Source organism: Rothia sp. P13129, assembly GCF_048512865.1.
Taxonomy (GTDB): Bacteria; Actinomycetota; Actinomycetes; order Actinomycetales; family Micrococcaceae; genus Rothia.
Genome location: NZ_JBLXYA010000001.1, coordinates 105,132 through 125,804 on the forward strand (window position 1 = coordinate 105,132; position 20,673 = coordinate 125,804).

A 20,673-nucleotide genomic window follows, 5' to 3' on the forward strand; every position below is an offset into this window, starting at 1 on the left:
AGCAAATAACTCTTAACCTGAGTATATATGCACTTCACGTTGTAGGGCGAACAGGGGATACAACCCTTCATGAATATGACAAATCTATAAATTTTCGCTGTGCTCACCACACAATGAACATGCCATAGAAAGTAACGCTCAAGACCTCAGAAAATATTATTCCTTTTCAGAGAATGAAACACTCTCTTTTCTTCAAGCAAGGCACAATAGAACATAACCGGACGTTAAAACCGGTGTCAGTACGTATACGGTGAGTTCACCATGATTTGGAGAATCAGTGACACAGTTTCCTTCTATCCCAGTCGATATGCTTCCTCAGGACGGACGTTTTGGGGCAGGCCCTTCAAAAGTACGCCGTGAGCAAATTTCAGCTCTCACCCGTGCAGCTGAGCTTCCACTTCTTGGAACATCACACCGACAAGCACCAGTTAAAAATCTTGTTGAAGAAATTCGACAGGGCTTATCTCACATGTTCAACGCGCCAGAAGGCTACGAAGTCGTGCTCGGTAACGGTGGGGCAACAGCTTTTTGGGATGCGGCAACTTTTGGGCTCGTCAAACATAAAGCTCAACATCTAAGTTTTGGAGAGTTTGGTTCTAAATTTGCGCAGGCAACCACAAAAGCTCCTTTTCTAGAAGAATCTTCCATTATTGAGGTGCCTGCTGGTAGTTGTCCATCTGCTCAAGCGGAACAAGGCGTCGATGTGTATGCGTGGCCTCATAACGAGACTTCTACAGGCGTCGTAGCACCAGTTATTCGCCCCGAGGGTATCAGCTCAGAGGCATTGGTTGTTATTGACGCAACAAGTGCCGCTGGCGGTATTGACGTTGATTTATCTCAAACAGATGTCTATTACTTCTCCCCTCAAAAGAACTTTGCTTCTGATGGAGGATTGTGGGTAGCCTTCTTCTCTCCAGCAGCTATTCATCGCGCATATGAAATTGCTCAGTCTGGACGCTGGATACCTGATTCGTTGAATCTTGTCACGGCAATCGAGAACTCTCGAAAAAACCAGACCTATAACACCCCTGCACTGACGACTTTGGTGATGTTAGCGGAGCAGATTCGTTGGATTAATAACAACGGTGGCTTGTCCTTTGCTGCTGGACGTACCGCAGACTCTTCGCAGAGAGTTTATCAATGGGCAGAAAATTCTTCCTTTGCAGAACCTTTTGTGCAGAACCCTGCAGAACGCTCTCAAGTGATTTGCACTATCGATTTTTCAGAGCAGGTTGATGCTTCGTATGTTGCGCAAGCACTTCGTCGTAACGGTGTTGTGGATACTGAGCCATACCGTAAACTTGGACGAAATCAGCTACGTATTGCAACTTTCGCGGCGATTGATCCAGAAGATGTTTCAGCGCTCTTAGAATGCATTGATTACGTTGTTGCTCAAAAGAGTGCGTAACCGTTCATAATGTAAAGGTTCTTAAAAAGTATTTTGAACCTTGATATAGGTCTTTTTGGGGCGCTGTCTGATGTTCAGACAGCGCCCCAAAATTTAGAGAGGAAAGCATCGATAAATTATCGTGGCTGCTGAATTTCTAGAGCTGTTGTCACAGGGTCAAGAGGTTCTTCTTCGGTACGTTTGAAAACAAACTTCGTTTTTCGAGAGCGGTCAAAGACGAGTTTGAGTTTTTCTGAACGGTAGTACCATAGCAGCCCAATAAGACCTGCCAGAATACCTGATAATGCTGCAATACCAAGACCCCAACGCGCACCCCAATGGTCGTTGACGAGGCCAACAAGAGGTGCCCCGACGGGCGTGCCGCCTAAGAAAACTGCGATATATAAACTCATGACTCGTCCACGCATCTGTGGTTCAGTCGTGACCTGAACGTATGCATTCGCTGAAGTAATAATCGTCAAGGCGCAAAGGCCCATGGGTATAAGTGTTATGGAAAAGAACAGCAGGTTAGGAGAAAGAGCCGCGCATAAGGCAGACAGCCCAAAGGCTGCTGAAGCCCCAAAAATAAAGCGCAGGCGAGGACGTTCTCGCCGTGCGGCGAGGAGAGTTCCAATGACAGAGCCGATGGCCATAGTGGAGTTAAGAAAGCCGAATTCTCCAGCACCTTTATCAAACTCTGTTGTTGCCATTGCCGCGATGTTCATTGCGGAGTTAAGCCCGAAGGTTCCCACCAGAAAAACTGCTACCATCACTGCCAAAATATCGGGGCGTTTTCTGACGTATGCGACGCCGTCGCGGATACGTCCGGTTGAACGATCCGCCCGAGGAGTGGGGCGAAGCTCTCGAGTTCGAATCAACGAGATTGCAGCAAGCATGATGAGGAATGTTGCAGCGTTGATGAAAAAGACTGGCCCAGTACCCAAAAGAACAACAAGAATACCGGCACATGCTGGGCCGATAAGACGTGCAGAATTAAAGGATGTGGAGTTGAGGGCTACAGCGTTAGGCAAGTCGTTATCGTGAACGAGCTCAGAAACAAAGGTTTGGCGGGCAGGAACTTCGAGAGAGACGATGATTCCAGCGACGAGGGCTAATGCGTAAACGTGCCAAATTTGGATGTGCCCGCTCATCACTAAGAATCCTAGTATGAGGGAGAGAATGCCCATTGCGCTTTGTGTCGTGTAGAGCAGTTTTCGGCGGTCTAGCCTATCTGCAAGGACTCCGGCATAAGGTGCTAAGAAGAGTTGAGGGCCAAATTGTAAAGACATGACGATTCCGAGTCGAGTGGAATCGTTATTAGAGAGTTCGTTAAAAATCAGCCAGTCTTGAGCAGTATGTTGCATCCATGTTCCGATGTTGGAAAGGAATGCTCCGATAAACCACAGTCGATAGTTAAAAATCCATAAAGAACGGAAAGTAGGAGATTTGCCATGTACCGGTTGGGGCCCGTTGCGTTCAGTTGTGAGCGTTGTTGCAGGGGGTGAGGAGGTTTTCTCCTGCGGGAGAGTTTCGGCGTGTGGAGTTCTCTTACTCGTAGAAATCAGTCCTTAGATGTGTGTGGTTATTGTGCGTCGTTGAGGTCTTCAGTTTCGGTGGTGTCTTCGAGGTCGGCGTTTTCGGCGTTTTCTTCTTCAATGGCGCTCATGCGCTCAGACCAAGGAACCCATGCTGGGGCGAGGAGTGCATCGTCTCCGGGGATAAGTCCTACTTCGCATACGGTGGCGATTTTAGAACGCGGTGTTCGAGAAAGTGTCGCAAACCAGAACCAGCCTCGGTATCCGGACATCGTGCATTCAAAGAGGTGTGTGGTGAGGCGTTCTTCTTCTCCACGTAGGTGGTGAACGATACCGATGTTTTCTGCGGAGGTAATCTCTTGGATTCCGGCGAGCGCAATATCTTTTGCTTGAGCAAGAACGGTATCGACTTTGCTAGTTCGACGTCGTTTAGTGGGTGCACCTAGTGTTGGTTCTGCAGTCTGGGTGGTTGCAGGAGGGTGTGCGTTGCTGTCATCGTGAGGGTGTTCAGATAGGGCGGAGCTATGCTCTTCTGAGGTGGATGGCTCCGCGGGGATTGTATCGTTCTTTATCTGTTGGGACATACCTTCTATTAAAGCGTGAAATGAGAAACTTTGCTCGGTGTTTGGTTGATACGGTATGTATATGACTGAGAGTTCTCCCGTAATGTCGTCTTCATTGGCGGTTTCTATTTTGAGTTTTTGTGGTGCTCTATGCACTGTTCTTGGGGTGTTAAGCGGCGTTGTAATGTTATTTCTCATATGGCTTAGAGGTGAGGCTCCTCATGTTTTGACGTGGGGTGCGATGGTGCTGTTGCCGGTGGGGTTTTTGAGTTTGGTGATGTCTCTTGTGGTGGCTATGGTGGGGCGTAAAGCGCAAAGAGGACATTCAAAGTCTTAGCAAAGAGTCAGCTTATATATATCTGTCTTTCAGCAGACTCCCAGCTTTAAGAGTGAGAATAAGACCGTGAACACAAATCAACCTGAAGCAAAATTACTCGTCGTTGACGATGAACCAAACATCCTTGAATTACTTGCAACCTCACTCAGGTTCGCCGGCTTCGAGGTTGTCACTGCATCTAACGGTCGTGAAGCACTCGAAAAAGCAGAGAGTGAAAACCCTGATTTAGCGGTCCTTGACGTGATGATGCCCGACCTTGATGGATTCACCGTCACTCGCAAACTCCGTGCAGCAGGAAGGCTCTTCCCCGTTCTCTTCCTCACTGCTAAAGACTCCACCGAAGACAAAGTCGCTGGGTTAACAGTAGGTGGAGACGACTACGTCACGAAGCCTTTTAGCCTTGACGAAGTCGTTGCACGTATCCGTGCGGTATTACGCCGAACACATCAAGGAGAAATAGACGACTCCCGTCTACGCGTCGGAGATCTCATCCTCGACGATGATGCACACGAAGTATTTCGAGGAGACCGAGAGATTGACCTCTCCCCCACAGAATTCAAACTACTACGCTATTTAATGCTCAACCCAAACCGCGTGCTGTCCAAAGCTCAAATTCTTGACCACGTTTGGGAATATGACTTCAACGGGGACGCTTCTATCGTAGAGTCTTATATCTCCTACCTACGTAGGAAGATTGATAATATTCCAGATCAGCCACCAATGATTCATACCAAACGCGGCGTTGGGTATCTCTTACGCACCGCAAAATAAACGTGAGTTATTGTGACTAAGATTCGTCAAAAAATAGGACAACTGGGCGCGCTCTCTTTGCGTACCCAGTTGGTTCTTTTAACTAGCTTGCTCTTAGCCCTAGCAATTTCAGTAACCTCGTTGGTTGCTATATCTGCTCTACGTGGGCAAATGATAGAACAACTTGATGAGGAGATGAGTTCAAACGCTCAAACTCTCACAAGTTATCTCACAGAAGGACCTCATCAACCCAGCACGAGTTCTCTTCTTCGGTATCAAGCGTATCTTTTAGATGACCAAGGAATAGTGCTCTCGTCTTTGGTGGGAGCATCATCCATTCAAAGTTCGACACCAGATCTTTCGGGCTGGACGCATGAGAAGGTGTCCCGTTTTTCTCATAAAGGAATCACCGTTAAATCTGTTAACGGTAAAGCTGAGTGGCGTATTCTCCCCATTGATTATGGGGACCTTGATTATTCTGTCATTATTGCTACACCATTGAGACAAACGCATGCGGTGGTTGCACTAGTTGCTATTTTGACGCTCACTTTTGGTGTAGCAACGCTCTTTGCCTCAGTCGCTATGAGCTGGGTCATGGTAACAAGAGCATTTGAGCCACTAGCTCGAGTTGAAAAAACAGCCGCACGTATCGCGGCAGGTGACCTTTCACAGCGTATGGAAAAATACAACCCATACACTGAAATTGGTCATCTTTCAGCCTCTCTCAACACTATGTTGAGCCATATCGAAAAAGCCTTTGAGGTGCAGAAAAACTCCGAAGTGAAGATGCGTCGTTTTGTGGGCGATGCTTCTCATGAGTTAAGAACTCCTCTCGTCTCTATTCGCGGGTATTCTGAGCTATATCGCCAAGGTGCTTTACAAAGTGAAGAAGCTGTAGCAAACGCCATGAGTCGTATTGAAGCAGAGTCGAAACGTATGGGGCAATTGATTGAGGATTTGCTCACCCTGGCTCGTATCGATGAGCGTCGCGAGTTAGAGAATCGCATTATTGATCTTCTTGATTTAGCTCAAGACGCATCCCATGACGCTTTTGCCACGTCTCCAGATAGAACCGTTCAAGTGGTTGGGCTATCAGAACACACTACCCCTGAAAGTGCTTATGTGTATGGAGATGATTCTCGCTTGCGACAAGTCATTGCAAATCTAATGACTAACGCTATTCGCTACACTCCTCAGGGCTCACCTCTTGAGATAGCAGTCGGAACAGTCAGCACGGAAGACGGTCAGCAATTCTCTCAGATTGAGGTTCGAGACCACGGACCAGGTATCCACGGTGAAGACCGCCAGAGAGTTTTTGAACGGTTCTATCGTGCTGATACTTCGCGCACTCGCGAAACGGGAGGCACGGGGCTTGGTCTGGCTATTGTTGCCGGTATCGTTGCCCAGCATGAAGGACAGGTTGAGGTCTTAGAAACTACTGGCGGAGGGGCAACCTTCAGATTACGCTTTCCCAGCTACACTGGAGATGGCGTTTCGCGTGAAACATAAATTTCACATCTGCGTCTGTGGATTATTAGCTCATACCGCGTTAATAGCACCTGTTTATCCACAATTTTCCTAATGAGCTACTGAGATGACGTCTATCTCCCTAATGTAAAAGTCAGAAGATACGTTCTTCTACTTCGTTATAGAACATTTTTAGGAGACATCATGGCACAGTTCCTTGTTGACGCAGAGATGATTAGCCAGAAAAGCGCCACGGCACGCGCACAAATTGATTCGATTATCGCAGAAGTTAATGGGCTCACCAGTTCCTTACAAGATTTAGAAGGTTCTTGGACTGGTGCTGCTTCACTCAACTTTCAAGGTGTGCTTGCTCAGTGGAGGGCAACACAACAACAAGTAGAGCAGTCTATTGCTCACATTAATGAGGCGCTCTCACGTGCAGGTGTTAATTATGCTGATACAGAATCAGCAAACGCTGCCATGTTCCTCGGATAGTAAGCGCAGGGGCAGGAACGCTACCAGCTCTAGGCTGTAGTGTTCCTGCCCTAACTTAATCGTGATAAAGCTTAAGGTATTTCCCCAGAATTTTAGGGTTCTTGAGGGCACACGGTATCTTGCCGTGAAGATAACACCCACCCTAACTCACTCGTAGTATCTTGAGTCCATAAGCTGGTACGTATAACCAGAACGTGGCGAGTCCTTACACGAGACAAAAGACGAATCACAGAATCGCCCAGCATCTCACAGCTGATAAAAGTTGGTTCGTCTTGCGCATAAAAAGCACGTGTACGATATTCCACGGCGAGTGAACGTTGTGTGTGTATCCCCTGATATGTCACCCACCAGAAGTTTTCACCCAATACTTTTTCTAAATACTGTTCCTGCTCATAATAGTGAGGCTGATACAGGGTCTGTTCATAGCCCTTAACGAGTTCAAGAGCATCCTCAATGTTTAAGGTTTCTCTTTCTTGACCGTGAAGGGCAGAGGTAGCCTTCTTTTTTTCTTGTGGCAGAGGAGTCTTTTCATCTGCTGAGGGCAAGTCAAGGTTGAAGCCCGGTCCAGCAGGTGTCGGTGTTCCTTGTTGAAACGACAGGGCAGCATCTCTAGCTCGAGTATCTGCAGCCTCATTCATATCTTGCCCAGAGTGCCCTTTAACCCACACAAATTCGTAGTCCCGCCCTTGCATTGCTTGGTCAAGCGCTTGAATGAGCTCTTGATTCTGAACGGGTTTACCGTCTGCTTTCTTCCACCCTTTTTTCTTCCACCCTGGCAACCATTTAGTCACCGCGTTAATGGTGTACTGAGAATCACAAAGAACTATAAGTTTACGTTCAGGAAGGTGCGCAGTGGCTTCAAAGAGTTCGAGTACCGCCCGTAATTCACCCTGATTATTTGTTGCGTGCTCCCATCCACCTGCTGACCAGTTATCGGGGTCGATATACCACGCCCATCCAGCCGGTCCAGGATTCATTAATGCTGACCCATCTGTTGCGGCAATAATCTCTTGTGTCATTTCAACAAGACCTTCCTCAAGGACGTAGATTCTTCACACCCTAGCTTATCCGCTCTTATGTGTTTCTGGTGCTACCGGTGTTCAAACATAAAAACATCTAGAATAGCCTGTATGAGCGCATACCCACAGACAGATCGACAATCTGTTCATCTATATATGTTGCCGTCAGCGATTCTTCGCTCAGGACACGGCATCACATGGTTGTCCTATGTTGGTATCGCCGAACAGACGAAAGCAGCCCAGTATCGTAACCCTGAGGATGCACTCAATTACGCCGCGCAACAAACCCTCATGCGGTGTATCGCCGCATGCGCATTAGATATTCGCCCCACCCACGCCGCTCATATTCCTGTCGATAGGACATGCCAACTGTGTGATCCAAAAGCAACACATGGAAAACCGCGGATTTCTGGTATTAACTTCAATATGTCACGAAGCCACGGAATGGTTGCCGGCGCATATTTTGCAGAAGACAGTCAAGATCCACAGGCTCAATTACTCGGCATCGATATTGAAAGAATGCGCGGAAATCTCCTCGACGGATACGACAAAGTCACTCTCACCGAAGAAGAAAAAACTATCATCGCCGAATGCCCAGAAGAGAACCGAACATTATTAAGGTTGTTACTGTGGACAGCTAAAGAAGCCGTCCTCAAAGCTACCGGACACGGACTTGTAGCAGGCCCCCAAAAAGTTCAGGTGAAACTTCTCGACCCGCCCCAAAACCTACTCGATATCTCTGGCTATAAGGCGACGGGAACTCTCAACATTGAGGGGTACCAACAACAGTTTTATCTGCACTGGTTTGTGCAAGGTGAATTTGTCATAGCCGTAGCGACAAACCAAGACCGTACAGTCAAGGCACACCCCGTTACCAAGCCCTACGACATCAAGCAAAGTATTCCGTTATCCCCACAACGTGTCAAAACGCTATAAGTCTGTTGCCGGCTCACACTATGAAGATACGGTCTTGATATTCAAGGCCTGTCCAAAGGAACCGAGCTTAGTTCCCGTCTCACGGTGTTCACTATCTGGGGTTGAGGCTTTGACGAGTCCAGCTCCTGCAAATAATGTGATGTGCTCAGGTTCAACCTGAGCACATCGCAAAACGAGCGCCCATTGTCCGTCTCCAGAGGGGTCCATCCAGCCTACAAGACCGCCGAAGAATCCTCTTTCGAAGCTTTCTAATTCGCGGATAACCTGACGTGCCGTATGTGTTGGGTAGCCACAAATTGCAGGAGTCGGGTGGATAGCTCGAGCGCCGTCTAAAGCGCTCATACCATCTTTGAGACGTCCTGTAATTTTTGTGGCCAAATGCCATAGTTGCGGAGTGTTAATCAGTTGTGGAGTTGCCGGAACATGAAGTTCTTCGGTCACTGGCGATAGGCATCTTTTGATATCGGCAACAACGGTAGCGTGCTCTGCACGGTCTTTAGCTGAGCGCATGAGTGCTTCACCGATTTGTGCGTCTTCGGTGCTCCCGATGGGAGCTGTGCGGGGTGAGCTTCCGGCGAGAGGGAAGGTGGTAAAGACTCCGTCTTCGACGCCAAATACAAGTTCTGGGGAGGCTCCCATTAAGTAGCTTTGGTCGGAGAGTTTCATCGAGAACACATAGGCGCGTGGTTGTTGTGCCCATAGGTTATGGTAAATATTCTCTAATGTTGGGCGGTCTTCTTCGTAGTAGACATGAAGAAGGCGGGAGAGCACCACTTTGTCGAGTTCTCCGTTGTTCATTTTTTCGACAGCTCTCCCAACATTCTGGCGGTATTCGGGGTTGTCGATACCCTCAATACGCGTTGGGTTGGGGCAGGTTTTTTCTTGAACTGTTGGGGCAGGTGTTCGTTCAATCGTTTCGGGAACGTATAGAAGTGCAGGTTCTTGAGGGTCAAATGGGATGACTCCGATAACGCCAGTTCCGCGTTCTTGAGCACGTTTGAGAGCGTCTTTTTCGTTAACTGGTTCTAGCTGTCCGAGTGCTCTGAGGCAAGTGTCTCCATAGGTGAATTGAAAGGCAGGGTACTCGTTTGTGGGCATGGGTTATGGTGTTCTTTCTATCGAGACGGGGACGGTTAGCATGAGGAAGCGTTGATTCCCCGATCAAGGTTTTAGAAGGTTGCCCCACCATCAACGGTAAGGCTTTGCATGGTGACGTGTTTAGCGCGTGGGCTTAGAAGGAATGTTGCGACTTCTGCGATGTCTTCTGGTTCTGCGATACGTCCTAGGGGTATTCCTAAACGGTAGTTTTCTAATGATCCTTTAATGGGTGTTTGGCTGAGGTCTTCGCCGTTCCATGAGTCGGTGACCATGGGAGTGCGTGTTGTTCCTGGGCATAGAACATTTGCGCGGATTCCGTGTGGGGCAAGTTGCAACCCAAAACTTGTTGTGACTCGTGTTGCGGCAGCTTTTGACGCTCCGTAGGCTCCAAATTCGGCGCGTGGTACGTTTGCAGCGTTTGAGCTGATAGTGACGATACCTCGACTGTTTGTCGGGTCTTGTGGTTGTTGTTCTATCATGTATTGGGCAACTTCTCGAGTGACTAAGAATACCCCGTCAGCGTTGACGGCATGGACGGTGCGCCATTGTTCTAGGGTCGTTTCGAGAAGAGGAGCAGCATGAACAATCCCAGCGCAGTTAATGAGTCCTTGTACTGGCTGGTGACGTTGACGAAGGTAATCTCCTAGATGTTGTACACAGGTTTCGTCGGTAACGTCTAAAGGGTAGTATTCACATTTTTCAGTGGGGTGTTGTGTGTTTGAGAGTATTTGTTCTTGTGTGTCGCAGGCAAGAACGGCGTAGCCTTCTGTCAGAAGGTGTTGGGTGACGGCTGCGCCGATGCCACCGCAGGCGCCGGTAACAATGACAAGTGGTGTTGTGGTATTCATGGTGGTTAGTCCTGACGAGATAATGCTGTCAGAATGTCTTGGGTTGAGGTGACGATACCGCATCGTTGAGCAACATAGTCGCAGGCAAGTTCGTGTTCTTTTTGGCTGAAATCAGCAAGGGCATCAGCGGTGAAGAATACTTGTATGTCGCGCATAAATGCGTCAAGAGCGGTAGTCATACAACCGATGTGTGCGTAGACTCCGGTGATGATTAGTTGGTTTCTGCCACTGAGTTTGAGGTCTTCTTCGAAGGTGCTTTTTGCGAAGGCTGAGTAACGCCATTTGGTGAGGACGGTGTCTTGTTGGGTAGGCGCTAGTGCGGGAATAATTTCTGCGTCAGCGTCTTCTTGTAGCCCTTCGCCCCAGATGTCAGTCAGTAGTGCTCTATCATCGGGATGTTGGCGTGGTGGCTGTGCCGTGTAGTAGACAGGGATTCCGCTATCTCGTGCAGCGTTGATGAGGGCAGAGGTGTTGTGAATAGCCTGTTGAATTTGTCCTTTATTTTCGTCTTCAAAGATGGAGACAAAATAGTTCTGCATATCGTGGACGAGCAACGCGGCTTGATGTGGGTTAAGTTCCCATGTGGCACGTTTTTCATACGGGGTATACCTATACGTATAGGTTGGTATTGTTTTGAGAGACATTGTATGTACCGTCCTTTTCCTGCCAAGAGTGTGAGGGGCGGAGAAAACCCCTCTACATGCTATTTAGGTTTACCTATGTTTTCAATACAGTAAACCTAATTTATGGTTCTTTACATGCTTTATCACTACATGTACGGTTCAAGGCAGGCAGCTATAATCTCATGTCTGCACCATGCACCCACAACAACCGATACGCCGTAAGTTGTTGTGAATTTTTATCGCAACACCCACGTTGGGTGCTCACCTCAGGCTAAGAAAACAAAGTCCAAAGAATCGCAAGAAAGTTATTCTTATTGTTGAGCTAGCTCATTGAGCAACTTATCGTAATGTGTATCAATAGTGGCAAGGGTTGAGGTAATAATCTCGGCAGGAGTCTCGTATCCTTGCTGTGCCCACATGGTAAATACCGCCAAGCATCCTTGCAAGTGATAGTTTGCAAAGAGAGAGAGCTGTTGAGCTGGAACAACACCTTTTAGAGAGCTCCAGAAGATATCAATATATTCACGTTCTAATCTATTGCTTAGCACCTCAAAGAAGCTTCCAGCGCCACGTTGGGTGAGGAGCATGCGGCAGACTTCTTTATTACCTTGCACAAATTGCATGAACGCACCAAACACTTCACGGCTATTCATATTTTTACCGTTAACAGGGTCTGGATCTAGAATACTGCTGAGCTCTGCTAGTGCACTTTCTTGAATTTGTGAGTAGAGTTCTGATATATCAGAATAGTGCGAGTAGAAAGTTGCGCGATGAATATCAGCTTTCTCTGCTAGCTCGCTAACAGTGATGGAGCTGAGCTTCTTGTGTTGCAATAAATCCGCTAGGGCAAGGTATAACGCTGATTGAGTTTTGCGTACTCGACGGTCAGCTCGTTGAACTTTTTTCATTTTAATATCTCCAAATCCTATTTGGTAAACACTATACGGCGTATTGTCTACTATCCTACATAATAAGACCTCGTTGGTCATTGCGGATTTTCTCACACCCCACGTAGGGTTTTTACGTAGGTCACCATGTCGAAACGGTAAGAACATATGATTGAATCGCTCAATAAAGCAGATAGACAAGCTGTTGCTCAGCTCATTAGCGACAAATACCATCATTTCGTACGCCGGCCATCCAGCACACCAGAAGAGCAACAAAGAGCTATACACCTCATTATCCGCAGGTTTAACCCCGAACAATCATTTAGTGTTCGTCGAAATGGCAAAATTGTTGGATTTGCTGTTGTCGAGACATCAGAATATCCTCACGCCTTAGACATCCCCTACGCTTCTATTCGCAAAGAATTTTCATACTTCAAAAGCCTTCTCTTTTGGATAGCACTACGAATATACCGTTCACGCAAAATAGAGATTGATGAGTACACCGCACGAGTAGAAATACTCCTTGTCGACCGCAATCACCGACGCCAAGGGGTAGCTACCGAACTTTTGGAAAAGATTCAAGAATTCGCACATGAAGAAGGAAAAACCTCACTCACCTTAGAAGTGCCAGAGGACGATATCGAAGCCCACACTTTCTTCAACAAGGTAGGGTTCACAACACTCAGTTATCGGCAACTCACCCAGTTCTTTCACCGGCTCGTACTCCCCACCGCACCTACAAAAACTTTTCAGCTATGCTATCCACTCGACGATTCAGAAGAATAATCTTGACGACGTAACAGAACCATCACCTCATAATGCTGAGTATGAGCAAACATATCTAGCACCCTGCCTTGCACTGGCTGATAAGAAGGCATATTCTGCAAATCTTTTATTAACGTCTTTGCATTACAGCTAGAGTACAGCACCGTATCAATACCAGATTGTTCTATCCACTGACAAAGAACCGCCCCGATACCGCGACGAGGAGGGTTCACCACCAACATCTCAGGTAAAGAGAACCCACGTTTCTGGCTCTCAAGGGCAAAGGCTGTAGCGTCCATTGCCTCAAAATGAGTATTGTTAAGACCCATATCTGCCACCGTACGATGAGCGCTCTCAATAGCTTCAGCACTAATCTCGATACCGGTCACACGAGCATCTGACGACATCACTTGTGCTGCGTGTATAGCAAACCCACCCACACCACAATAAAGATCCCATAGACTTGCTGGGTTACGCTCAGAAACCCATTCTTGTCCTTGACGGTATAAAGCTGCAGCAACAGAAGAATTCGTTTGGAAGAAGCTCTGCGGTCGTAAATGTAAGGTGATATCGTTCGCCGTCATTGCAAGAGTCTGGGCAGAGCTAAGAATAATTTCTTCCTCACCTTCAACTCGTGCAATCGGTTCGCGTAAAAGATTGACAGAAAAAACCCGAAGCTGCGGTAAACGTTCTTGAAGCCACGGTAAAGAACGTTTGATAGGAACAATTAACTTTTTAGAACGCAGAACGCAACGCACCATCAACTCCCCCGAAGAAGACGCTGTCATGAGAATATTTTTGAGCTCTCCTTTACGCGTTTTAATGTGGTAGGGAGTCAGCTGAGCCCGAGTAATAAATTCTTTAAGAACCGGCATAGCTTTTAACAAAGCAGGCTCGTAAAGAGGACATTGGCTCAGGTCAGTCCCTTGCCCAGAAGAACCATCAACGATACCGAGTACGGGGTGATAGCTGGTTCCAGAAACCACTATTTTTGCTTTGTTTCGAAAGTTTTTCTGTTGACTGAGAACAGCGTCGAGCCACTTAATCTGTGGGTATCCTGCCGCTAGTTCACGCATATGACGTTCTTTAGCGGAAAGTTGTTTTGGGTAAGGAACATCCAGTTCAGTGCACGAAAAACATTGGTGAGTATCAAAATAGTGGCATTGCATAGCTCAACTATCCTACCGGAGTCCTGACCGTTTACTCAGATACGAGCTTTACCTCATCACGTTATTTCCCGCGAGCGAGTTTATCCCACAACCGGCTAGGCAACACAGAATGAGCCAAAAGAAGAGGACGCGCCCCAAAACCAGCAACATAACGAGTCTTCGGACGAGAAGCCGAGACAGCTTGTACCAACGCACGAGTAATCACCTGAGGATCAGAAGCCCACCGAGCATAAAGCTGACGCATCCGCTCTGCAGTCGCCCGAGCAGAATTCTCATAGGCTCCACCCTCAGCAACCCTCTCCAAATTCTCTATTGCCACATCACTCCACTGACTAGCAATAGCACCAGGCTCAATGAGCACCACCTCAATGCCCAAGGGTTCAAGCTCCATACGCAAGCTATCACTGAGCCCTTCTAAAGCATATTTTGTGGCGTGATACCAACCACCAAATGAAGTGGTTAAACGTCCAGCAATAGAAGACACATTAATAATTCTTCCGCGCTTTGCTTCACGCATCGCAGGAAGAACAGCACGAGTAAAAGCAGCCAGCCCAAAAACGTTAACATCAAATTGGTGTCGAGCCTCGGCTAAAGAGACATCTTCAATCGCACCGTACATCCCATAGCCGGCATTATTGATGAGCACGTCAATACGGCCCGCTTCAGCTAGGACGAAATCCACCACTTTCTTGATAGTTTCTTCATCCGTCACATCAGCATATAGTGGCGTCACACCGTATTGTTTCAGCGGCTCCATCAGCTGAACCCGCCGAGCCACAGCGTACACGCGATGCCCTTGCTGAGCTAAGCTCACTGCCGCGTCATATCCGATTCCGCTAGAAGCACCTGTAATAATGATGACTGCACTCATTGTTCTTCCTTCATCAATCCATCGTACGTTCAGAATACTCTTTAATTCCCACTTTTTCCTTCTCTAAGAGGAAGAAACCAGCCACAACGTCTGAGGGGTTTTCCCTTTCTCATGCTAAAAGACGGTGCCCCGATACCAGTAAAGTATCGGAGCACCGCCCCACAGAAAATTTTCAACGTATCGTTGAAAAAATTACATCATGCCGCCCATACCAGGATCCATAGCAGGTGCAGCACCAGCAGGTTCAGGCTTGTTAGCAACAACAGCCTCAGTGGTCAAGAAGAGACCAGCGATAGAAGCAGCGTTCTGCAACGCAGAACGAGTCACCTTAACAGGGTCGTTGATACCAGCAGCCATCAGGTCTTCGTACTCACCGGTTGCAGCGTTCAAACCGGTACCAGCAGGCAAACCGCGAACCTTATCAACAACAACACCGGGTTCTAGACCAGCGTTGGTCGCAATCTGCTTCAACGGTGCGTCGATAGCAACCTTGACGATATTTGCGCCAGTTGCCTCATCACCGGTGAGTTCAAGCTTCTCGAAGGCTTTAGTACCAGCCTGAATCAAAGCAACGCCACCACCGGCGACAATGCCTTCTTCAACAGCTGCCTTTGCGTTACGAACAGCATCTTCAATGCGGTGCTTACGTTCTTTGAGTTCAACCTCAGTTGCAGCACCAGCCTTGAGAACAGCAACGCCACCGGCAAGTTTAGCCAAGCGCTCCTGAAGCTTCTCACGGTCATAATCAGAATCGGAGTTAGCAATCTCGCCACGAATCTGAGCTACGCGACCTTCAATAGCAGCTGCGTCGCCAGCACCTTCAATGATGGTGGTCTCGTCCTTAGTAACAACAACCTTACGTGCAGAGCCAAGAAGGTCAATAGTTGCTTGGTCCAACGACAAACCGACTTCCTCGGTAATAACCTGTCCACCAGTCAAGATAGCGATATCTGCCATCTGAGCTTTACGACGGTCACCAAAGCCAGGAGCTTTGACAGCAACAGACTTGATAGAACCACGCATCTTGTTCAAAACCAGTAGTGCAAGAGCTTCGCCCTCAACATCTTCTGCGATGATAAGAAGTGGCTTACCAGCCTGCATAACCTTCTCAAGAACAGGTACAAGATCTTTCACATTAGAGATCTTGGAGTTCACAATGAGAATATAAGGATCCTCAAGGACTGCTTCTTGACGGTCTGGGTCAGTGACGAAGTATCCGGAGAGGAATCCTTTATCAAAGCGCATACCTTCGGTGAGCTCAAGCTCTAGACCAAAAGTATTGGACTCTTCAACAGTGATGACACCTTCTTTGCCGACCTTTTCCATAGCTTCTGCAATGAGCTTACCAATTTCGGTGTCGCCAGCAGAGATAGATGCGGTTGCAGCGATTTCTTCTTCAGTCTCAACTTCTTTAGCAGAAGAAAGAAGTTCAGCGGTAACCGCTTCAACAGCTTTCTCAATACCGCGCTTGAGGCTGAGAGGATCTGCACCAGCAGCAACGTTGCGGAGGCCTTCACGAACAAGTGCCTGAGCAAGAACAGTTGCAGTAGTGGTACCGTCACCAGCAACGTCATCGGTCTTTTTAGCAACTTCTTTGACCAGCTCTGCGCCAATCTTCTCGTATGGATCTTCGAGTTCGATTTCTTTAGCGATAGAAACGCCATCATTGGTAATCGTGGGAGCACCCCAAGACTTTTCCAAAACAACGTTACGACCACGAGGTCCGAGAGTAACCTTCACAGCATCTGCTAGGGTATTCAGACCCTTTTCAAGGCCACGACGTGCCTCTTCTTCAAAAGCAATGAGCTTTGCCATTATGCTTAATCCCTCCTGGACTAAGAAAGTATTTTTCTCTCAGTTGTGCCCGCGACGGACGATGTTCTATAAGCCATGTTCTTCACAACTTATAAAGACATCTCACAAGATGAAAGTAGATATTCTCAAAGCTACCTACCGCGAATCTAGCACTAGGATTTAGCAGTCGGAGACTTTGAGTGCTAACAACAATTTTGACACCTCAAAGCACAGAGCGCAAACCTCTTGAAAGAACAAACACACTTAATCGCCCATAGCGCACAGATTACGGGGCAACGGCAGGAAGATAATCAGAGGCAAGAACAACATACAACGGGGAAGAACCAGAAGAACGCTCTTGAATATAACCAATACCTAACGCATCAGCCAAAGTATTAGCCTGCTGCTCATAACCGGCAGAATAAAACACTGTCGAAACATACACAGGCGTATCCTTCCAATTCTCTGTCACAGGCACAGGATAGCCTAAAGCCTCCACACGCTGAGTCAGTTCTGAAGCAGCACCCGTATAGGCCGAAGAGTTATAAACCTCAACCTTAATATCAGCAGGATCAGTAGGAGCATAAGTTGGAGTCACAGCGCTTTCTGAAGCAGTAGCACTCGCAGAGCCTGTTTCAGAAGCCACCGGAGAAAGAGTGCGTGGCTGAACCACAAACATGACTGCACCCACCAGAAGCGCAAGCGCACCAGCAACAACAATCAGAAGAGTCTGCCTCGTAGCATGAGCATTACCTAGAGGCTCACCACGATAAGCACCACGACGTTTTGAATTTTCAGGTACGTCGTCGAATTCATCATGAGGATACGAGTTCACATTAATCTCCGATAGCTACAAGCAATAGTTCTTCCATCTAGAGTACACAGGCTACAACCTAAAAACCCTTTTATTTTCCGTGGACTATCATCATAAAGAGCTCAAGACACCGAAAATTCAGGGCTTAGAATTGTCGCGTTGTTCCCTTAACCGACGCATCAACGCTGGTTCCTGAGCAATGACACGAGGAGAATCTATCAGTTCGTTAAGAATCTGATAATACGCTGTTGGATTTAATCCCAAACGTTCTCGAATCACTCGTTCTTTCGTCCCAGGATAACGCCAACGTTGCTTCTCTAAAGCAATCATCTTTTCTTCTTGTTCTGTTAACCCCGTATCGATAGTGTGCTGAGGAGCGTCCAACTCAGAAGTATCTTCGTGCATATCACTCCCCGACCTTCCTTAAAACGGTATGATAAAAAGCCCTATTGTATCTTATGTGTTCTGCCTAAAAATACACATATGGTGACGCATAGCAACCATTCAAACGGTGAGAACGGAATCTCATGCCCGCTTTACCCCTTAAAGAAATTATGTCTCCAGACTGGGCTGAAGCCCTAGCCCCAGTAGAACACAATATCCGTGCCATGGGTGATTTTCTACGGCAAGAGCACCAAGCTGGACGACGCACGCTACCGCCCTCACAGCACATCTTCCGAGCCTTCCAAGAACCGCTAGCACAAGTTAAAGTTCTTATCATTGGGCAAGACCCCTACCCCACCATCGGGCATGCGATGGGGCTGTCCTTCTCTGTACACCCGCAAGTGCGCCCTATCCCACGTTCACTTCAAAATATTTATCGTGAACTATCCTCCGATATGAACATTACCCCGCCAGAACATGGCGACCTCAGCGCGTGGACACAGCAAGGAGTACTTCTTCTCAACCGTGTACTTTCTGTTGGTGCAGGAGAAGCCGGATCTCATAGAAATAGAGGGTGGGAAAATATCACCAGCTGCGCAATTGAAGCTCTCATCCAACGAAAACAGCCGCTTGTCGCCATACTGTGGGGACGAGATGCACGAAATACGAAAACTCTTATCTCACCCTACCCCTGTATCGAATCAGCACACCCATCACCTTTATCGGCATCACGCGGATTCTTTGGATCACGACCCTTCTCAAAAGCAAACGAATTGCTAGTTCAACAAGGAGCAGAGCCTATTGACTGGCGACTTCCGTCGTCAATACCTATAGCACCCTAAAACGTTAGGCTAACGATCAAAGACGGTTGTGGAGAGGTCTTCTCGTTCACGCCCAAAACGTTGAATCAGCCACTGCATGAGGTAATGCCCCAACGCAACGCCTGAAGCCATCGCAACAATAATTGCCGCAGCGGTGATAACGCCGGGCATTGAGTTGAGGGTGTCGGTCTCTACCGTAAAAGAGTACATACCTCGGAATAATGACAAACCAGGTAGGAGGAATGTTAGAGACGGAATCGCAAATATGGCTTGTGGGGCGTGCAGACGGTATGCCAAATATGTGCTAACCATACCAATAACGAAAGCTGCTACCGCCGTATTACCGCGCCCTGCACCTTCTCCCAAGAAAAAGGTGTACACGTGGTAAGTGCTCAGCCCGCTTAAAGTTACTAGCGCAATCCACCACAATGTTTTCAACCGTGCATGAGTTGTAATAGCAATAGCAAGGGTAGCGACTGTCATCCAGAAGATGTTATCGACGATAGTTGGTTTCGCAAAAACCGACTGCGATACGTCAATAGTTGTTGCCGTTGTAATCGACAATACGGTCACACCGCTAGCGAGTCCCACAACAAGCCCCAAAAAAGACATACCTGTAGACACAAAACGACCCGCAGCAGTGACCGGAAAACCGTTAATCGCGTCTTGCACCGCCGACACTAACCTAAAGGTCGGTAAAAGCATGATGAGTCCGGCAGCAACAATGTGAGGACCAGAGACGTTCAACCCAATACTATGCAGGATTGAGCCGTCATCTGTAGCGTAAATCGCGACAAAGGTAATCACTGCAGCACAAGCAGCCATATTGAAGAAGCTAGGCATCCCCATTTTGTTCATGATTCGAGTAATAAAATGAACGATGACCCATACCATTGCAGATAACGCCGCAGCATAACCGCTACCACCAATGCCCATGGTAAGTGTTCCAGCAGCAATAATATTTGCTAACCACACCACCATCGGTGAGTATGGTTTCTTTTGAGCGTTAATCGCATTTAATGTTTTTTCAGCTTCTTCACGGTCAATACCGCGGTGGGTAATCTTATGAATCAGACGGTATATATCAGCCAAAGAAGCATAATTATCAGAGGTGGAACGTACCACGCGCACCACAGTATGACTGAAACGTTCTTCTTTGAGAGTACGACGTCGTGAATCAAGGATTTCTACATGACCGTCAACGTCAGAAACATAGTTGATAATCACTGACTGATTGGTAATATCCACTTCAACGTCTTCAAGCCCATACGCGGAGCAAACAGCAACAATAGCAGAATCCACATCCATGGCGTCAGCACCATAGTGAAACATCGTTTCAGCAAGACGTAATGTAAAGTTCAGTACGTCTCGTGCTTGTTCTTTCTCTTGTACAAGCTTCTCACGATCACGTCGGGTCGATAATGAAAACTGGCGTTGAGCAATACGCCCCAAACCACGAATAGGTGCGGTCAAAGAAGGGTCTGCGCGAACAAAAGAACGTAAAGAAGAAGAAACCCAACCTCCCCTAGTATTTTTAGGTTCGACTTTAGGGATAGACGTTGTTGCAGGCGATACAGAAGGGTAACTACCTTGTTGCATCCCCGTAGCAGAAACCGCTGATTGTTGCGTGGACACAAGAGGAATACCACTAGTTAGCGGAGCAATAGGTTCTTGCTCTAGTGTCCGTAACGGTTCAAAGGGGCTAGAAGCAGAAGACACCGCATGCTGATCAGGTTGAATGCCCGTAGAGGCATCCCCAAATGGGCTGTTGGGGGCAAGATTCTCAACCGGAGCAGGAGCAACAGCCGATATGTTCGGGCTAAAAGGTGTCTGCTCAACTTGTTTATTCTCTAATGCCTGACGAAGAGCAGTATCTTGTACCCGGTCCAATGAAATAGCAGGCATATTGCCCGGCATTTTGGTAGGGGTTTTCGTTTCAGGTTGCGATGTTCCAGCTCGAGGAAGCGAGACTGTTGCACCGAACGCTTGCGAGCTCGGTTGTTCTGGCGTTGCTTGGTCAAAGGCAGCGGCGGAGGGGTATGCCTTTTGTTGTAGCTGCTCATCCGAATGAGTGCTAAAAGACATTGCCACCTCCGCCGAATTGCGTCAA

Annotated in this window: 21 protein-coding genes; 8 read left to right on the top strand and 13 right to left on the bottom strand. The window is 47.7% G+C overall.

The genetic code is table 11. From position 1 onward, the window contains the following. Positions 1-307 precede the first annotated feature (307 nt). Positions 308-1,408, top strand: coding sequence for a phosphoserine transaminase (gene serC, locus ACN081_RS00490; RefSeq protein WP_419106778.1), 1,101 nt, complete (start codon positions 308-310; stop codon positions 1,406-1,408). A gap of 116 nt (positions 1,409-1,524) precedes the next feature. Here the strand turns inward: serC and ACN081_RS00495 are convergent, their stop codons facing one another. Continuing rightward, on the bottom strand, positions 1,525-2,808 hold the full coding sequence (locus ACN081_RS00495) for an MFS transporter (protein ID WP_419102832.1): 1,284 nt from the start codon (positions 2,806-2,808) through the stop codon (positions 1,525-1,527). Between the two features lie 161 nt (positions 2,809-2,969). Then, positions 2,970-3,506, bottom strand: a complete 537-nt coding sequence (locus tag ACN081_RS00500) for a DUF3027 domain-containing protein (protein ID WP_419102687.1) — start codon at positions 3,504-3,506, stop codon at positions 2,970-2,972. Positions 3,507-3,567: 61 nt separating this feature from the next. Between ACN081_RS00500 and ACN081_RS00505 the strand changes: the two genes are divergently transcribed. The 4 genes from ACN081_RS00505 to ACN081_RS00520 all read left to right on the top strand — a co-directional run bounded on the left by ACN081_RS00505 (position 3,568) and on the right by ACN081_RS00520 (position 6,534). Next, a complete protein-coding gene (locus tag ACN081_RS00505; protein ID WP_419102688.1) occupies positions 3,568-3,822 on the top strand; it encodes a hypothetical protein in 255 nt (84 codons plus the stop codon). 66 nt (positions 3,823-3,888) lie between these two features. Next, the gene (locus ACN081_RS00510) at positions 3,889-4,593 is read left to right on the top strand and encodes a response regulator transcription factor (RefSeq protein ID WP_419102689.1); all 705 of its coding nucleotides are present in this window, start codon (positions 3,889-3,891) and stop codon (positions 4,591-4,593) included. Positions 4,594-4,605: 12 nt separating this feature from the next. Then, on the top strand, positions 4,606-6,081 hold the full coding sequence (locus ACN081_RS00515; protein ID WP_419106620.1) for an ATP-binding protein: 1,476 nt from the start codon (positions 4,606-4,608) through the stop codon (positions 6,079-6,081). A gap of 162 nt (positions 6,082-6,243) precedes the next feature. Continuing rightward, the gene (locus tag ACN081_RS00520; RefSeq protein ID WP_419102691.1) at positions 6,244-6,534 is read left to right on the top strand and encodes a WXG100 family type VII secretion target; all 291 of its coding nucleotides are present in this window, start codon (positions 6,244-6,246) and stop codon (positions 6,532-6,534) included. Between the two features lie 92 nt (positions 6,535-6,626). Here the strand turns inward: ACN081_RS00520 and ACN081_RS00525 are convergent, their stop codons facing one another. Beyond that, a complete protein-coding gene (locus tag ACN081_RS00525; protein ID WP_419106621.1) occupies positions 6,627-7,553 on the bottom strand; it encodes an RNase H family protein in 927 nt (308 codons plus the stop codon). A 111-nt stretch (positions 7,554-7,664) separates the two neighbouring features. Here ACN081_RS00525 and ACN081_RS00530 point away from each other — a divergent pair, with 111 nt between their 5' ends. Then, on the top strand, positions 7,665-8,489 hold the full coding sequence (locus ACN081_RS00530) for a 4'-phosphopantetheinyl transferase family protein (RefSeq protein WP_419102693.1): 825 nt from the start codon (positions 7,665-7,667) through the stop codon (positions 8,487-8,489). An 18-nt stretch (positions 8,490-8,507) separates the two neighbouring features. Here ACN081_RS00530 and ACN081_RS00535 read toward each other — a convergent pair whose 3' ends face one another. The 4 genes from ACN081_RS00535 to ACN081_RS00550 form a co-directional block, all read right to left on the bottom strand. Beyond that, complete coding sequence (locus tag ACN081_RS00535) at positions 8,508-9,587, bottom strand: isochorismate synthase (RefSeq protein ID WP_419106622.1); 1,080 nt, start codon at positions 9,585-9,587, stop codon at positions 8,508-8,510. Between the two features lie 71 nt (positions 9,588-9,658). Further along, on the bottom strand, positions 9,659-10,435 hold the full coding sequence (locus ACN081_RS00540) for an SDR family oxidoreductase (RefSeq protein ID WP_419106623.1): 777 nt from the start codon (positions 10,433-10,435) through the stop codon (positions 9,659-9,661). A 5-nt stretch (positions 10,436-10,440) separates the two neighbouring features. Then, positions 10,441-11,079 (bottom strand): isochorismatase family protein, encoded by a 639-nt coding sequence (locus tag ACN081_RS00545; protein ID WP_419106624.1) that lies wholly within the window; start codon positions 11,077-11,079, stop codon positions 10,441-10,443. Positions 11,080-11,369: 290 nt separating this feature from the next. Next, on the bottom strand, positions 11,370-11,966 hold the full coding sequence (locus ACN081_RS00550) for a TetR/AcrR family transcriptional regulator (RefSeq protein ID WP_419102697.1): 597 nt from the start codon (positions 11,964-11,966) through the stop codon (positions 11,370-11,372). A 147-nt stretch (positions 11,967-12,113) separates the two neighbouring features. Here ACN081_RS00550 and ACN081_RS00555 point away from each other — a divergent pair, with 147 nt between their 5' ends. Continuing rightward, positions 12,114-12,731 carry a GNAT family N-acetyltransferase gene (locus ACN081_RS00555; RefSeq protein ID WP_419106625.1) on the top strand — a complete coding sequence of 206 codons (618 nt, stop codon included), beginning with the start codon at positions 12,114-12,116 and terminating at the stop codon, positions 12,729-12,731. On the opposite strand, the gene rlmC is transcribed toward ACN081_RS00555, so the two are convergent. From rlmC to ACN081_RS00580, 5 genes are all read right to left on the bottom strand, one after another. Next, entirely contained in the window at positions 12,704-13,879 is a 1,176-nt protein-coding gene (rlmC, locus tag ACN081_RS00560; protein ID WP_419106626.1) for a 23S rRNA (uracil(747)-C(5))-methyltransferase RlmC, read from the bottom strand. The genes ACN081_RS00555 and rlmC overlap by 28 nt on opposite strands. Positions 13,880-13,940: 61 nt before the next feature. Continuing rightward, positions 13,941-14,750 (bottom strand): oxidoreductase, encoded by an 810-nt coding sequence (locus tag ACN081_RS00565; protein WP_419102701.1) that lies wholly within the window; start codon positions 14,748-14,750, stop codon positions 13,941-13,943. A gap of 192 nt (positions 14,751-14,942) precedes the next feature. Then, positions 14,943-16,565 (bottom strand): chaperonin GroEL, encoded by a 1,623-nt coding sequence (gene groL, locus ACN081_RS00570; protein ID WP_419101025.1) that lies wholly within the window; start codon positions 16,563-16,565, stop codon positions 14,943-14,945. 265 nt (positions 16,566-16,830) lie between these two features. Next, the gene (locus ACN081_RS00575; RefSeq protein WP_419102702.1) at positions 16,831-17,379 is read right to left on the bottom strand and encodes a LytR C-terminal domain-containing protein; all 549 of its coding nucleotides are present in this window, start codon (positions 17,377-17,379) and stop codon (positions 16,831-16,833) included. 117 nt (positions 17,380-17,496) lie between these two features. Next, positions 17,497-17,763, bottom strand: coding sequence for a DUF3263 domain-containing protein (locus ACN081_RS00580; protein WP_419102703.1), 267 nt, complete (start codon positions 17,761-17,763; stop codon positions 17,497-17,499). A gap of 122 nt (positions 17,764-17,885) precedes the next feature. Between ACN081_RS00580 and ACN081_RS00585 the strand changes: the two genes are divergently transcribed. Continuing rightward, positions 17,886-18,584 (top strand): uracil-DNA glycosylase, encoded by a 699-nt coding sequence (locus ACN081_RS00585; RefSeq protein WP_419106627.1) that lies wholly within the window; start codon positions 17,886-17,888, stop codon positions 18,582-18,584. Between the two features lie 9 nt (positions 18,585-18,593). Here ACN081_RS00585 and ACN081_RS00590 read toward each other — a convergent pair whose 3' ends face one another. Beyond that, a complete protein-coding gene (locus ACN081_RS00590; RefSeq protein WP_419102705.1) occupies positions 18,594-20,648 on the bottom strand; it encodes a threonine/serine exporter family protein in 2,055 nt (684 codons plus the stop codon). Positions 20,649-20,673: the final 25 nt, after the last annotated feature.

Bases quoted from the DNA above. Each gene is read 5' to 3' on its own strand.
- serC (WP_419106778.1), top strand. From the start codon at position 308: ATGCTTCCTCAGGACGGACGTTTTGGGGCAGGCCCTTCAAAAGTACGC.
- ACN081_RS00500 (WP_419102687.1), bottom strand. From the start codon at position 3,506: ATGTCCCAACAGATAAAGAACGATACAATCCCCGCGGAGCCATCCACC.
- ACN081_RS00505 (WP_419102688.1), top strand. From the start codon at position 3,568: ATGACTGAGAGTTCTCCCGTAATGTCGTCTTCATTGGCGGTTTCTATT.
- ACN081_RS00520 (WP_419102691.1), top strand. From the start codon at position 6,244: ATGGCACAGTTCCTTGTTGACGCAGAGATGATTAGCCAGAAAAGCGCC.
- ACN081_RS00525 (WP_419106621.1), bottom strand. From the start codon at position 7,553: ATGACACAAGAGATTATTGCCGCAACAGATGGGTCAGCATTAATGAAT.
- ACN081_RS00530 (WP_419102693.1), top strand. From the start codon at position 7,665: ATGAGCGCATACCCACAGACAGATCGACAATCTGTTCATCTATATATG.
- ACN081_RS00535 (WP_419106622.1), bottom strand. From the start codon at position 9,587: ATGCCCACAAACGAGTACCCTGCCTTTCAATTCACCTATGGAGACACT.
- ACN081_RS00540 (WP_419106623.1), bottom strand. From the start codon at position 10,435: ATGAATACCACAACACCACTTGTCATTGTTACCGGCGCCTGCGGTGGC.
- ACN081_RS00545 (WP_419106624.1), bottom strand. From the start codon at position 11,079: ATGTCTCTCAAAACAATACCAACCTATACGTATAGGTATACCCCGTAT.
- ACN081_RS00550 (WP_419102697.1), bottom strand. From the start codon at position 11,966: ATGAAAAAAGTTCAACGAGCTGACCGTCGAGTACGCAAAACTCAATCA.
- ACN081_RS00555 (WP_419106625.1), top strand. From the start codon at position 12,114: ATGATTGAATCGCTCAATAAAGCAGATAGACAAGCTGTTGCTCAGCTC.
- rlmC (WP_419106626.1), bottom strand. From the start codon at position 13,879: ATGCAATGCCACTATTTTGATACTCACCAATGTTTTTCGTGCACTGAA.
- ACN081_RS00565 (WP_419102701.1), bottom strand. From the start codon at position 14,750: ATGAGTGCAGTCATCATTATTACAGGTGCTTCTAGCGGAATCGGATAT.
- groL (WP_419101025.1), bottom strand. From the start codon at position 16,565: ATGGCAAAGCTCATTGCTTTTGAAGAAGAGGCACGTCGTGGCCTTGAA.
- ACN081_RS00580 (WP_419102703.1), bottom strand. From the start codon at position 17,763: ATGCACGAAGATACTTCTGAGTTGGACGCTCCTCAGCACACTATCGAT.
- ACN081_RS00585 (WP_419106627.1), top strand. From the start codon at position 17,886: ATGCCCGCTTTACCCCTTAAAGAAATTATGTCTCCAGACTGGGCTGAA.
- ACN081_RS00590 (WP_419102705.1), bottom strand. From the start codon at position 20,648: ATGTCTTTTAGCACTCATTCGGATGAGCAGCTACAACAAAAGGCATAC.